Origin of the sequence: Vibrio sp. 10N.222.49.C12 (assembly GCF_041475025.1) — a bacterium.
In the GTDB taxonomy this organism is placed as follows: Bacteria; Pseudomonadota; Gammaproteobacteria; order Enterobacterales; family Vibrionaceae; genus Vibrio; species Vibrio crassostreae_C.
In genome coordinates, this window is the sequence record NZ_JBFRVF010000025.1 from 193,627 (window position 1) to 206,841 (window position 13,215).

The 13,215-nt window shown below is 44.7% G+C and carries 13 protein-coding genes; 8 read left to right on the plus strand and 5 right to left on the minus strand.

Annotation, left to right across the window (positions count from 1 at the left end; all coding sequences use genetic code 11):
• The first annotated feature begins 22 nt into the window (after positions 1–22).
• The 6 genes from dksA (at position 23) to panC (ending at position 5,300) form a co-directional block, all read left to right on the plus strand.
• Positions 23–469 (plus strand): RNA polymerase-binding protein DksA, encoded by a 447-nt coding sequence (gene dksA / locus AB4583_RS09390; protein ID WP_372117125.1) that lies wholly within the window; start codon positions 23–25, stop codon positions 467–469.
• Between the two features lie 218 nt (positions 470–687).
• Positions 688–1,563 (plus strand): tRNA glutamyl-Q(34) synthetase GluQRS, encoded by an 876-nt coding sequence (gluQRS, locus tag AB4583_RS09395; RefSeq protein WP_017068882.1) that lies wholly within the window; start codon positions 688–690, stop codon positions 1,561–1,563.
• Between the two features lie 183 nt (positions 1,564–1,746).
• On the plus strand, positions 1,747–3,102 hold the full coding sequence (gene pcnB, locus AB4583_RS09400) for a polynucleotide adenylyltransferase PcnB (protein ID WP_017059432.1): 1,356 nt from the start codon (positions 1,747–1,749) through the stop codon (positions 3,100–3,102).
• The gene (gene folK, locus AB4583_RS09405; RefSeq protein WP_004735459.1) at positions 3,099–3,584 is read left to right on the plus strand and encodes a 2-amino-4-hydroxy-6-hydroxymethyldihydropteridine diphosphokinase; all 486 of its coding nucleotides are present in this window, start codon (positions 3,099–3,101) and stop codon (positions 3,582–3,584) included. Before pcnB ends, folK begins: the two co-directional genes overlap by 4 nt.
• A 22-nt stretch (positions 3,585–3,606) precedes the next feature.
• Entirely contained in the window at positions 3,607–4,401 is a 795-nt protein-coding gene (panB, locus tag AB4583_RS09410) for a 3-methyl-2-oxobutanoate hydroxymethyltransferase (protein ID WP_017059433.1), read from the plus strand.
• A gap of 8 nt (positions 4,402–4,409) precedes the next feature.
• Entirely contained in the window at positions 4,410–5,300 is an 891-nt protein-coding gene (gene panC / locus AB4583_RS09415) for a pantoate--beta-alanine ligase (RefSeq protein WP_017059434.1), read from the plus strand.
• An 86-nt stretch (positions 5,301–5,386) separates the two neighbouring features.
• On the opposite strand, the gene AB4583_RS09420 is transcribed toward panC, so the two are convergent.
• The 3 genes from AB4583_RS09420 to AB4583_RS09430 form a co-directional block, all read right to left on the minus strand.
• The gene (locus tag AB4583_RS09420; protein WP_010435987.1) at positions 5,387–6,157 is read right to left on the minus strand and encodes an ABC transporter permease; all 771 of its coding nucleotides are present in this window, start codon (positions 6,155–6,157) and stop codon (positions 5,387–5,389) included.
• A 1-nt stretch (position 6,158) separates the two neighbouring features.
• A complete protein-coding gene (locus tag AB4583_RS09425) occupies positions 6,159–7,076 on the minus strand; it encodes an ABC transporter ATP-binding protein (protein WP_017059435.1) in 918 nt (305 codons plus the stop codon).
• 336 nt (positions 7,077–7,412) lie between these two features.
• Positions 7,413–9,044, minus strand: coding sequence for a SulP family inorganic anion transporter (locus tag AB4583_RS09430; protein ID WP_017063247.1), 1,632 nt, complete (start codon positions 9,042–9,044; stop codon positions 7,413–7,415).
• A gap of 286 nt (positions 9,045–9,330) precedes the next feature.
• Here AB4583_RS09430 and can point away from each other — a divergent pair, with 286 nt between their 5' ends.
• Complete coding sequence (can, locus tag AB4583_RS09435; RefSeq protein WP_017063246.1) at positions 9,331–9,999, plus strand: carbonate dehydratase; 669 nt, start codon at positions 9,331–9,333, stop codon at positions 9,997–9,999.
• Positions 10,000–10,073: 74 nt separating this feature from the next.
• Here can and hpt read toward each other — a convergent pair whose 3' ends face one another.
• Positions 10,074–10,604: a hypoxanthine phosphoribosyltransferase gene (gene hpt / locus AB4583_RS09440; protein WP_372117127.1), complete on the minus strand. Its 531-nt coding sequence runs from the start codon at positions 10,602–10,604 to the stop codon at positions 10,074–10,076.
• A gap of 336 nt (positions 10,605–10,940) precedes the next feature.
• Between hpt and AB4583_RS09445 the strand changes: the two genes are divergently transcribed.
• Entirely contained in the window at positions 10,941–11,546 is a 606-nt protein-coding gene (locus tag AB4583_RS09445) for a LuxR/HapR/OpaR family quorum-sensing transcriptional regulator (RefSeq protein WP_019824386.1), read from the plus strand.
• 203 nt (positions 11,547–11,749) lie between these two features.
• Here AB4583_RS09445 and lpdA read toward each other — a convergent pair whose 3' ends face one another.
• Positions 11,750–13,180 carry a dihydrolipoyl dehydrogenase gene (lpdA, locus tag AB4583_RS09450; protein ID WP_017059440.1) on the minus strand — a complete coding sequence of 477 codons (1,431 nt, stop codon included), beginning with the start codon at positions 13,178–13,180 and terminating at the stop codon, positions 11,750–11,752.
• Between the last annotated feature and the right edge of the window lie 35 nt (positions 13,181–13,215).

Here is a 13,215-nt window from a genome sequence, read left to right on the forward strand (position 1 = left end):
AGGTGTAAATAGGAGATGCTGTATGCCAGAATCTAAGAAAAAAGCGCTAGGCATCCTAGCCATCGCAGGTGTTGAACCGTACCAAGAGAAGCCAGGTGAAGAGTACATGTCACTTGAGCAAACGGAACATTTTACAAAAATTTTAGCAGCTTGGCGCAACCAGCTCAGGGAAGAAGTTGATCGTACTGTGCACCACATGCAGGACGAAGCAGCGAATTTCCCAGACCCAGTTGACCGTGCTTCTCAAGAAGAAGAATTCAGCTTAGAGTTACGTAACCGTGACCGTGAGCGTCGTCTTATCAAAAAAATTGAGAAGACATTAGACAAGATCAAAGAAGACGATTTCGGCTTCTGTGATTCTTGCGGTATCGAGATTGGCATTCGTCGCCTTGAAGCTCGTCCAACTGCTGATCTTTGTATTGACTGTAAAACACTTGCAGAGATCAAAGAAAAACAGATGCAAGGTTAATTCTTGCAGATGTAAAGAAAGGGAGCCTTGGCTCCCTTTTTTGTTTGTTATCCAAGCGAAGTATTTCACACGCTTGATAGTAAATAGCAGCTTTAAGCCTTAGTTCTATACATCAAACCTTGTTCTATAGATTGAAGCTTAGTTCTAGGCATTAAAGCTCTTGTCAAACGTCTTAAGAATCGGCTACTGCGGTACCATTTAGATTAGGTTGTTCACTCATGAATTATATCGGGCGCTTTGCACCATCACCGTCAGGTCCTCTTCATTTTGGCTCACTTGTTGCTGCTCTTGGTAGCTACTTTCAAGCGAAATCTAACCAAGGAAAATGGTTAGTTCGTATGGAAGACCTCGACCCGCCAAGAGAAATGGCCGGCGCTGCAGACCTCATTCTTAAGACGCTTGAGGCTTACCATCTATTTTGGGATGGTGAAGTCGTCTATCAAAGCCAACGTCATGACTTGTATCAAGCTCAAATCGATCAATGGGTTGCTGACAATCAAGCCTACTACTGCCAATGCACCCGCAAGCAGATAAAGGCTTTGGGCGGCTTTTACAATGGTCACTGTCGAGATGTAGGCCTAATCGATTCAGGTGAACAGGCGGTGCGCTTGTGCATGGACTTTCCAGTAGAGTCCTTTGATGATGTTCGCCACGGCACCATTCAAATCCCTAAAGCACTAGCTGTAGAAGATTTTATTATTAAACGCAGAGATGGATTGTTTGCCTATAACTTGGCCGTTGTCCTTGATGACATCGAACAAGGAGTAACAGAAGTCGTAAGAGGCGCAGATCTGATAGAACCCACCGGTCGACAAATCAGTTTGTATAAGACGCTCAAGCAAAAAACAGTGAGCTACTTGCACTTACCATTGGCAACCGATGGCTTGGGGAATAAACTGTCAAAACAGAACCATGCCACCGCGATAGATCTCGACAACCCAAAACCAACGCTGCTCAACGCGATGCGATTCTTAGGTTTTGATATCCCGACGGCTCTTTGTGAGGCTTCAATGGATGAGATTTTATTGTGGGGCTGCCAGCAATGGAACGTCAGTCAGTTACCTGATAGTTTACAAAAAGAGCACTGTAATTAGCTCGAAACTCACGGCAAATAGCAAAAACGACACATAAAAATGCCATAACCAACCACTGTGGTTAAGCAGACGATGTTCTCAAATGGCTCGCGCTAAGCTATTATTAGCCGCAATTAAACTCTGCACTACCACTTTGGACTAAGAGAAAAACAAAGTTGGCGATACCTACTTTGTTCTAAACTAATGAATACAAACGACAATACCCCAAGCGAACAACGCGGATTCCACGAATTAGCTCTGAATATTTATACTCGTCAAGAGCACAATATTTCACGCAAGCAGATCAGCGACAACGCACTAAAAGTGCTATATCGCCTGAATGGTGCGGGTTTTGACGCATTTCTAGTCGGTGGTGGTGTGCGCGATATCTTATTAGGCTCTCAGCCAAAAGATTTTGATATTGCGACCAACGCAACGCCAGAGCAAATCAAACACCTCTTCAGAAACTGTCGTCTTATCGGTCGCCGTTTCCGCTTGGCACATATCATGTTTGGTCGCGACATCATTGAAGTGGCAACTTTCCGTGGTCACCACCAAGAACCATCGAAGAACGTTTCTGCACAATCGAAAGAAGGCATGCTACTTCGCGATAACGTGTACGGCAGTGTTGATGAAGATGCAGAGCGTCGTGATTTCACAATCAACGCGATGTACTACAACATTGCAGACTACAGCATCCACGATTACGCGGGTGGTGTAGAAGATTTAGAAGATAAACTGATCCGCCTGATTGGCGATCCAGAAACGCGTTACCGCGAAGACCCAGTACGTATGCTACGTGCAATGCGCTTCGCCGCTAAACTGGATTTCGACATCGAAGAAGACACGGCTGACCCGATTGAAGAGTTAGCTCACCTTCTAAGAGATATCCCAGCAGCGCGCCTTTACGAAGAGTCTCTGAAATTACTGCAATCAGGTCACGGTTTAGAAACCTACCACTTGATGCGCGAGTACAATCTATTCCAACAGATGTTCCCAGCGGTAGCGGAGCACTTCACCGAAGATTACGACTCTCACACAGAGCAGATGCTTGATTTGGTTCTCGATTCAACCGACCTTCGCATCGAAGATGGTAAGCGAGTAAACCCAGCATTCATGTTCGCAGCGATGCTTTGGTACCCAATGAACAAGCTGGCAGACAAACTTGTCGCTGAACAGGGTATGGCACACTACGATGCGATCATGGAAGCGAGTAACATCATTCTAGATCAGCAAGTAAAGTCTATTGCGATTCCTCGTCGTCACACAGCAACCATTCGCGAAGTTTGGCAACTGCAACTTCGACTGCCTCGTCGCAACGGTAAACGCGCTGTTCGTCTAATGGAATTAAACAAATTCCGTGCAGGCTACGATTTCCTAGAAATGCGTGGTGAGATTGAAGGTGGCGAAACCAAAGAGTTAGCAAAATGGTGGGAGCGTTATCAGACTGCAGGTCGTAACATGCGTCAAGCAATGGCTAACGACGTTGCAGCACCATCAAAGTCAGGCCATCGTCGCCGTAAGACTTACCGAAACAAAAAGAGTAAGCAATCAGAATGATAACTGCTTACATTGCGGTCGGCAGCAACCTTGCCGACCCAGTTAGCCAAGCAAATTTGGCTATCGAAACGCTAAAAAGCCTACCGCGATCAACGTTTATTGCGACCTCTCAGCTATATAGTAGCACTCCAATGGGACCGCAAAATCAACCAGACTACATCAACGCGGTAGTCGCTATCCAAACCGAATTAACGCCAATTGAACTGCTTGATTGCACTCAAAAGATCGAACTAGAGCAAGGGCGCGTCCGTAAAGACGAACGTTGGGGACCAAGAACCTTGGATCTCGACATTGTGCTATACGGCAATGAGGTGATCGATTCAGAGCGCTTAATCGTTCCTCATTATGGAATGAAAGAACGAGAGTTTGTACTCTACCCGCTTGCTGAAATCGCACCAAGTTTACAACTCCCTGATGGGACTGAGCTGACAGAACTACTGAAAATAGTAGATAAGAACGGGCTCAATGTTTGGCAACAATAGCCAAGCGCATTAAGGAAAACCAATGAAAAAAGTAACCATTAACGACCTGATCAAATGCAAACGTGAAGGCCGTAAATTTGCGACTTCGACAGCTTATGATGCGAGCTTTGCTCAATTATTCGAAAGCCAAGAAATGCCAGTTCTGCTTGTCGGTGATTCACTGGGTATGGTTTTACAAGGCCATAACGATACATTACCAGTAACTGTTGAAGACATTGCTTACCATACTCGCTCAGTGCGTGCTGGTAGCCCGAACTGTCTTCTTATGGCTGACATGCCTTTCATGAGCTACGCAACGCCAGAACAAGCTTGTGAGAGCGCAGCTACCTTGATGCGTGCTGGCGCGAACATGGTAAAAATCGAAGGCGGAAGCTGGTTGGTTGATACTGTGAAAATGCTAACAGAACGCGCAGTACCAGTATGTGCGCACTTAGGCTTAACGCCTCAATCTGTGAACATCTTTGGTGGTTACAAGATTCAAGGTCGTGACGACGAGCAAGCCGACAAAATGGTTGCTGACGCGTTAGCACTGCAAAACGCAGGCGCTCAAATCGTTCTACTTGAATGTGTGCCAGCTTCATTGGCAAAACGAATTACAGAAGCTTGTGACGTACCGGTTATCGGTATCGGCGCAGGTAATGTTACCGATGGTCAGATCTTGGTTATGCATGACATGTTCGGTATTTCTGCGAACTACATGCCGAAGTTCTCTAAGAACTTCCTAGCAGAAACAGGTGATATGCGTAAGGCAGTAGCTCTATACAAAGAAGAAGTAGAGAGCGCGCGCTTCCCTGATGAAGCTCATACAATCGCTTAGGAGTAAGTATGCAAACTTTTGCTGAAATAGCAGCTCTTCGTGAGCAGATTAAACAGTTTAAGCGTGATGGACGTACGGTTGCTTTTGTACCGACAATGGGAAACCTGCATGAAGGCCACCTGACTCTGGTAAAGAAAGCTCGTGAACTGGCCGACATCGTTGTGGTAAGCATCTTTGTAAACCCAATGCAGTTTGACCGTGCAGACGACCTAAACAACTACCCTCGAACGTTAGAAGCAGATTTAAGCAAACTAACAGGTGAAGGGGTTGAGCTAGTATTTACACCAACGCCAGAGGTGATGTACCCAGATGGATTAGACAAGCAGACGTTTGTTGAGGTCCCTGGCATATCTCACATGCTTGAAGGTGCCTCTCGTCCAGGTCACTTCCGTGGTGTATCAACCATTGTCACTAAACTGTTTAATATCGTTCAGCCAGACTTTGCATGCTTCGGCGAGAAAGACTTTCAGCAACTTGCTGTTATTCGCCAGATGACCACTGATTTAGCATTAGACATTGAAGTTGTCGGCGTTGCGACCGTTCGTGAAATGGATGGTTTGGCAATGAGCTCTCGCAATAGCAACCTAACGATTGACGAGCGCCAACGAGCGCCCGTTTTAGCGCGTACTATGCGCTGGATCAGCAGCGCTATTCGTGGTGGTCGCGATGATTACGCATCAGTGATTGAAGATGCTACTGACCAGCTACGCGCTGCAGATCTTCAACCTGACGAAATCTTCATTTGTGATGCTAAAACTCTGCAAGCGATCACTTCAGAATCAACTCAAGCAGTAATTCTAATGTCGGCTTTCCTAGGTAAGACGCGTCTTATCGATAACCAAGTTCTCGATTTGGTAACGGAAACCAAAGAAGAAGTGAAAGAAGAAACGACTGAATAGTCGGCTTCTGCTCTTAACGCAAAACAAAAAAAAGGTCGATGTTATATCGACCTTTTTCTTTACCTGTTACTTAGATGAACCAAAGGTTAGCTACGTAAGCCAATACCCTTTGTCACTAGGTAGTGTGCAATGCCATACAACAGCACGATAAACACACCTAGTACGCCAAACGACGTCACGATCCCCACATCAGACACACCCAAGAAGCCATATCTGAACGCGTTAACCATGTACACGATAGGGTTCAACTTCGATACACCTTGCCAGAATTCAGGCAATAGACTGATCGAGTAGAACACACCACCAAGGTACGTCAGCGGCGTTAAGATAAAGGTTGGGATAATAGAGATATCATCAAACGTGCGTGCGAATACCGCGTTAATCAAGCCACCCAAAGCGAATACTACCGACGTTAAAAATACCGTCGCAATGATCACGCCCCAATGGTCAACTTGTAAGTCGACAAAGAACAACGACACGAAGGTTACTATGGTACCCACTAACAAGCCACGAACCACACCACCCATTACGAAGCCGGCGATAATCACGTAGTTAGGAACAGGCGCTACAAGCAGCTCTTCAATGTTCTTCTGGAACTTGGCACTAAAGAACGATGAAGCAACGTTGGAATATGAGTTGGTGATCACCGACATCATGATCAGACCGGGAACAATGTATTCCATGTAGCTAAAGCCGTTCATTTCACCAATACGCGCACCAATCAGGTTACCGAAGATGATGAAGTAAAGCGTCATGGTAATCGCTGGCGGCACCAGAGTCTGCACCCAGATACGAGTAAAGCGATTGATCTCTTTGGTCAACAAACTGCAGAAAGCGGTCCAATATAGGCTGTACATATTATTTACTCCCCTCACGGACGATACTCACAAATAGCTCTTCTAGACGGTTTGCTTTGTTACGCATAGAGAGGACTTTAACCTGTTGCTCGCTCAATTGAGCAAAGATGGTATTCAAACCTAGGTTCTTGTCGATTTCGATTTCTAGCGAGCCATTGACCATCACTTGGCTATTCACGCCTTCAAGCTTAGGTTCAGTCGTGCCCTCTTCCAGATCCAGAATAAAGGTCTCAGCACTCAATTTGCCCAACAGCGCTTTCATTGTTGTGTTCTCAATCAGCTCACCGCGATTGATGATACCAATGTTGCGACACAGCATTTCTGCTTCTTCTAGGTAGTGCGTGGTCAAGATAATGGTAATGCCCTGCTTCTCATTGATCTCTTTTAGGAATTCCCACATTGAACGACGTAGTTCAATATCAACGCCTGCTGTCGGTTCATCAAGGATCAACAAATGAGGTTCATGCATCAATGCACGCGCGATCATCAAACGACGCTTCATACCACCAGACAAGTTACGCGCGCGTTCGCCACGCTTTTCCCACAGATCGAGTTGAGATAGGTACTTTTTCGCTCGCTCTTTCGCTAATGCTTTAGGCACGCCGTAATAACCCGCTTGTTGCAGCACGATCTGTTCAACGGTTTCAAACGGGTTAAAGTTAAACTCTTGAGGCACAAGGCCTAAGTTCTGCTTCGCCAATTCCAGATCGGTATCAATGTCGTAGCCGAACACTTTAACCTTGCCTGACGTTTTATTTACCAGTGAAGAGATAACACCAATGGTGGTTGATTTACCCGCACCATTGGGACCAAGTAGTGCGTAAAAGTCGCCTTTTTCTACTTGTAAACTAACGCCCTTAAGAGCCTCGAAGCCCCCAGCATAAGTTTTTCTTAATTGCTCAATTTCTAATGCATACATAGAGATAGACTGCCATTTGCTATAGATAAGATGTAGACGACCGAGCTTGAGGAAGAGAGTAATACTTAAAACGAGCTAGCAGAAAACTAACCCAAACTTGTTAACTCGGCCATTTTGCAAACAAGTTTATCGTTGATTGACGATTAATACAAATATCGTGTGAGAGTTTCTTTCGAAAACAAATAAGCGTCTTGGCTAGGTGAAGACTAAATCAACGTTCAATAAATATAAAAATGCCGCTAAGTGATTCACTTAACGGCATTAATGATCAGTCTTGAAGTGAGCGTCTATGGCTTATTCATATCAGGTCATTCATATCAGCTTATTACTGAAAAATTAAACTGACTCAAATTGATGCTCATCTCTGTCGACATAGCTTGTTGCTGCCGTCAGGGCTTCATATCTGAATCGATAAGTGTTGGATTCAGGTACTAGGTCAATCACGTGGAACTTCTCTAGTTGTTGACGAGTATTCTCATTAGGACACAGCAGATACACCTCACACTGCGCATCCAATGCATCTTTAATCGCATTCTCTAGCGCTAGGCCAACAGTGACATCAATCATAGGTACATCTGTCAGGTCTAGAATCATCGCTTCATAGTCAGAGATACTTGAGTGCTGACGTGAAATCGCCTTTGAAACGCTGAATATCATCGGCCCTGATAGGTAGAAGAATAGCACCTTACCATTGGCACTATCGAGTAACTGACGTTCGCTATCAGTCAATGGGATATCGTCTTCATCATCACCATCACTGATCGCCTTAACTTGTCTGGCTTGCTCTCGGCTTAATCTTTCAATAATCAGAATATTCGAGATAAACACACCCAGTCCAACGGCAATAATCAAGTCAACAAACACAGTCAATAGCATCACGCCGTACATCACGCCCATGCCGGCATAGCTAACCTTGTGCGCGCGCTGGATAAAGCTCCAATCTAGGATATTGAAACCAACATACATCGCGATACCAGCCAGCACTGCCATAGGAATCGGTTCTGTTAAACCACCTGCAACCAATACCACGAGCGCAAGTACTAAAGCTCGAATAACACCTGAAAGCGGAGAACGCGCTCCCACCTGAATATTGGTTACAGTCCCCATAGTAGCACCCGCGCCAGGTAGTGCACCAAACAGGCCAGAGATCATATTGGCAATGCCTTGACCACGAAGCTCTTTGTCTGAGTCATGCTCTTTACGAGTCAATGAATCTCCGATAACCGCGGTCAAAAGCGTATCAATACAACCTAATGTACCAAGCACCAAGGCATCGATAACCATAGTAGTAAACTGTTCAGCGCTGATCGTAGGGATAACGAGGGAAGGTAAACCAGCTGGGATTTCACCAATACGGCGAATAGAGTCGGTATCAAAAATAATGACGGACAAGAGCGTTACAGCCACTAACGCGACCAGTTGAGCAGGCACATACTTACGATACTTAGCGGGGAAGCCAAAAAGAATACCGAGTGTCAGAGCACCTAGAAATAGCTCACTCACTTTTAAGTTTGCTAGCGTATCAGGTAAAGCAGAGAGCGTGCCCATTACACCACCGGATGGAGCGGCATGCCCTAACAATGGAGACAGCTGCAAGATAATCAGAATAACGCCAATGCCCGACATGAATCCGGAGATCACGCTATATGGCATCAAAGTGACGTATTTTCCTAGCTTTAACGTACCAAGTAATATCTGGAATGCACCGGCCATCATCACGACAGTAAAGGTCATTGCCATACCCGTTTCAGGATATTTAGCAACCATACTCGTCATTACGGCAGTCATGATCACCGTCATCGGGCCGGTAGGTTCAGAAATCAAACTACTCGAACCGCCAAACAATGCTGCAAATAGGCCAACCATAATGGCGCCCCACAAGCCAGCTTCAGCTCCCGCGCCAGAAGCAACACCAAATGCCAATGCTAAAGGTAACGAGATGATGGCTGTAGTTACACCGCCAAACATATCCCCTTTGAGATTGATATCCGTAAAACGACTTCCAAACAAAACACACCTTCCTGATGATGAAATGACAAACCTTATCACTTTAGCAAATGTATCAAGTGTTCAGAAAGTGTTAATTCAATCACATTATTCATGTCTTATAACCGGATTATTGATAGTGGGCTAAGTTTATGATTTTCCGTACTAGAACACGTCAGATGAGTACATTTTGACGCAGTTTTTACGAGATTGAATTTGTAACATTGTGTATAGTTAAGCATCTTAATTGAGGGATGTAAGAAGCAAGATGCCAGAAATAAAACAGCTTTTTGAGAACAATTCCAAATGGTCTGAAGAAATTCGCTCTGAAAGACCTGAGTATTTTACTACGCTTGAAGAGGGTCAAAGCCCTGGTTTTCTATGGATAGGTTGTTCAGATAGCCGAGTTCCAGCCGAGCGCCTGACTGGCTTATATTCTGGAGAACTGTTTGTTCACCGAAACGTGGCCAACCAAGTGGTTCATACAGACCTAAACTGTCTATCTGTTGTTCAGTACGCAGTAGATGTGCTTAAAGTGAAACACATTATTGTCTGTGGTCACTACGGTTGTGGCGGTGTTAACGCGGCGATTGATAACCCTAAACTTGGTCTTATCAACAACTGGTTACTGCACATCCGTGACAATTACCTAAAATACCGCAAGCAAATCGAGGGGCTTCCTCGTGAGCAATGGGGTGACAAGTTATGCGAAATTAACGTCGCAGAACAGGTTTATAACCTAGGTAACTCAACCATTATGCAAAATGCGTGGGAGCGTGGCCAAGACGTTGAAATCCATGGTGTGGTTTATGGTATTGGCGATGGCAAGCTACAGGACCTTGGCGTACGTTGCTCAAGTAACGATACTTTAGAGAACAGTCACTTAGATGCATTAAACAAGATCTTAACGACGCCTCTTCTTAGTCAACAAAGCTAACCCATTCCGTCATATATACAAAAAGCCCGCATCAAGCGGGCTTTTTAATGACTTCTAAACCACAAGCGTAATGATTACTCTTGAGGTACAACTTTACCGATGTACGGTAGGTGACGATATTTTTGTGCGTAGTCGATACCAACACCAACAACGAATTCGTCAGGGATTTCAAAACCAATCCACTTAGTATCTACCGTCACTTCACGACGAGAAGGCTTGTCTAGTAGCGTACAGATTTCGATAGATTTAGGACCACGTAGGCTCAGAATCTCTTTCACTTTAGTCAGTGTGTTACCTGTATCGATAATGTCTTCAACAAGCAGAACGTCTTTACCTTGGATATCATCATCTAGATCTTTCAAAATACGAACATCACGTGAACTTTCCATGCCGTTGCCGTAGCTAGACGCAGTCATGAAATCAACTTGGTGAATTAAATCGATAGCACGAGCAAGATCCGCCATAAAGACAAAAGATCCACGTAATAAGCCAACTAAAACTAGATCTTCACTACCCTTGTAGTGTTCCGTGATCTGTTTGCCTAGTTCGTTCACTCGATCCTGAACTTCTTGCTCAGAGATCATGACTTCAACTGTATGCTTCATACTGCTCTCATTTTGTTTGGTGATTGCGACAAGTGTAGACAGTTATGCCATGGGTGCCGCTCAATTTGTGCGTAAGTCTAGCACTGCTCAAATACCCACACCACCTTATGGTTCCAATTTACTGTGAGATTATCAATGAAATGTGCACTTGTGCCTTGTCTGATAGTCGCCTCCTTTCACATCAATGTGGATCACGCTTTATGTATCAAGTTTGATGTAACTGTCTATTAAATAAGCTCAAAGGATTGACCATTCGCATATGCACCATTACACTCATCTTGGCTTAAATAATAATAAAATCATTAATATAAGAAATTCGTTGGCAAGGAAAACAAAATGGACTCAATCTCTAAGAGACCTAGAACTAGGCTTTCACCCCTAAAAAGAAAACTTCAATTGATGGAAATCGCACTTGAAGTGTTCTCTCGTCGCGGCATTGGCCGTGGTGGTCACGCTGACATTGCAGATATTGCTCAGGTGTCTGTGGCAACCGTATTTAACTACTTCCCAACCCGTGAAGATCTGGTTGATGAAGTACTAAATCACGTTGTACGCCAATTCTCTAACTTCCTTTCAGACAATATCGATCTGGATATTCACGCAAAACAAAACCTACATAATATTGCGACTGAAATGGTGACGTTAGTGGCTCAAGATAGCCATTGGTTAAATGTATGGTTCGAATGGAGCGCTTCGACTCGTGATGAAGTATGGCCGCTATTCGTAACAACGAACCGCACTAACCAAATGTTAGTACAAAACATGTTTAGCAAAGCGATTGAACGCGGCGAAGTCTGTGACGATCACGACCCTAAACATCTAGCGAATCTATTCCACGGCATTTGCTACTCGCTATTCATCCAAGCGAAACGTGTAGAAACGCCAGAAGAGCTTTCAAGCTTAACGGATAGCTATTTGAACATGCTGTGCATTTATAAATAGATTTGAAATTCGGTCTTCGAAAAAAACTTAGGGATTGGCGTATTGCGTCAATCCTTTTTTGTTTTTAGCACTCGCTCTTCGTATCCCGGAGCGCAGCGTACTCGCATCTCGAAGTGAAACGTTACTGCTCTTTACCTCAGACATAAAAAAACCGCTGACGAATCAGCGGTTTTTAAAAACATTAGCGAGTGGCTAAAGGAGAATTACTTCTTCTTTTTCACTGCTTTCTTGTTTGGAAGGTCAGTGATTGAACCTTCGAATACTTCCGCAGCTAGACCAACAGACTCGTGTAGAGTTGGGTGAGCGTGGATAGTAAGTGCGATATCTTCTGCATCACAACCCATTTCGATTGCTAGGCCGATTTCGCCAAGAAGTTCACCACCGTTAGTACCAACAACAGCACCACCGATTACGCGATGAGTATCTTTATCGAAGATCATCTTAGTCACGCCGTCTGCACAGTCAGAAGCGATTGCACGACCAGAAGCAGCCCAAGGGAAAGTAGCAACTTCGTAATTGATGCCTTCAGCTTTCGCTTCTTTCTCAGTCTTACCTACCCAAGCAACTTCTGGCTCAGTGTACGCAATTGATGGGATTACTTTAGGGTCGAAGTAGTGCTTCTTACCAGAGATAACTTCAGCAGCTACGTGACCTTCATGCACACCTTTGTGAGCAAGCATTGGTTGACCAACAACATCACCGATCGCGTGGATGTGAGGAACGTTAGTACGCATTTGCTTATCAACATTGATGAAACCACGCTCATCAACTTCGATACCCGCTTTTTCAGCGTCGATAAGTGCACCGTTTGGAACACGACCGATAGCAACAAGAACAGCATCGTAGCGTTCAGCTTCAGCTGGTGCTTTTTTGCCTTCCATTGAAACGTAGATACCGTCTTCTTTTGCTTCAACAGCAGTCACTTTAGTTTCAAGCATTAGCTTGAACTTGTTCTTAATGCGCTTAGTGAAAACTTTAACGATGTCTTTATCCGCAGCAGGGATAACTTGATCGAACATCTCTACAACTTCAACTTTAGAACCTAGAGAGTGGTAAACCGTACCCATCTCAAGACCGATGATACCGCCGCCCATGATAAGCAGTTTTTCAGGTACTTCGTTTAGTTCTAGTGCATCCGTAGAATCCCAAATACGTGGGTCTTCATGTGGGATGAAAGGAAGTTTGATTGGGCGAGAACCCGCAGCAATGATTGCGTTGTCGAAGTTAACAGTTGTTGCTTCGCCTTCGCCTTCAACAAGAATGCTGTTAGGACCAGTGAACTTACCGAAACCGTTAACAACAGTAACGTTACGCATCTTAGCCATACCGCCAAGACCGCCAGTTAGTTGATCAACTACTTTTTCTTTCCAGATACGGATCTTGTTGATGTCCGTTTGTGGCTCGCCGAATACAACGCCGTGCTCTGCCATCGCTTTAGCTTCTTCGATTACTTTAGAAACGTGAAGAAGTGCTTTTGATGGAATACAACCAACGTTTAGACATACACCACCAAGAGTGCTGTAACGTTCAACTAGTACTGTTTCTAGACCTAAATCCGCACAACGGAATGCCGCTGAGTAACCAGCAGGACCTGAACCAAGTACAACAACTTGGGCTTTAATTTCTTTGCTCATTGTGACCTCTTGTAGTCATTATCCCTAACAGGCTG

Coding starts and splice junctions, on each gene's coding strand:
- dksA (WP_372117125.1), top strand. CDS start 23: ATGCCAGAATCTAAGAAAAAAGCGCTAGGCATCCTAGCCATCGCAGGT.
- gluQRS (WP_017068882.1), top strand. CDS start 688: ATGAATTATATCGGGCGCTTTGCACCATCACCGTCAGGTCCTCTTCAT.
- pcnB (WP_017059432.1), top strand. CDS start 1,747: ATGAATACAAACGACAATACCCCAAGCGAACAACGCGGATTCCACGAA.
- folK (WP_004735459.1), top strand. CDS start 3,099: ATGATAACTGCTTACATTGCGGTCGGCAGCAACCTTGCCGACCCAGTT.
- panB (WP_017059433.1), top strand. CDS start 3,607: ATGAAAAAAGTAACCATTAACGACCTGATCAAATGCAAACGTGAAGGC.
- panC (WP_017059434.1), top strand. CDS start 4,410: ATGCAAACTTTTGCTGAAATAGCAGCTCTTCGTGAGCAGATTAAACAG.
- AB4583_RS09420 (WP_010435987.1), bottom strand. CDS start 6,157: ATGTACAGCCTATATTGGACCGCTTTCTGCAGTTTGTTGACCAAAGAG.
- AB4583_RS09425 (WP_017059435.1), bottom strand. CDS start 7,076: ATGTATGCATTAGAAATTGAGCAATTAAGAAAAACTTATGCTGGGGGC.
- AB4583_RS09430 (WP_017063247.1), bottom strand. CDS start 9,044: ATGTTTGGCGGTGTAACTACAGCCATCATCTCGTTACCTTTAGCATTG.
- can (WP_017063246.1), top strand. CDS start 9,331: ATGCCAGAAATAAAACAGCTTTTTGAGAACAATTCCAAATGGTCTGAA.
- hpt (WP_372117127.1), bottom strand. CDS start 10,604: ATGAAGCATACAGTTGAAGTCATGATCTCTGAGCAAGAAGTTCAGGAT.
- AB4583_RS09445 (WP_019824386.1), top strand. CDS start 10,941: ATGGACTCAATCTCTAAGAGACCTAGAACTAGGCTTTCACCCCTAAAA.
- lpdA (WP_017059440.1), bottom strand. CDS start 13,180: ATGAGCAAAGAAATTAAAGCCCAAGTTGTTGTACTTGGTTCAGGTCCT.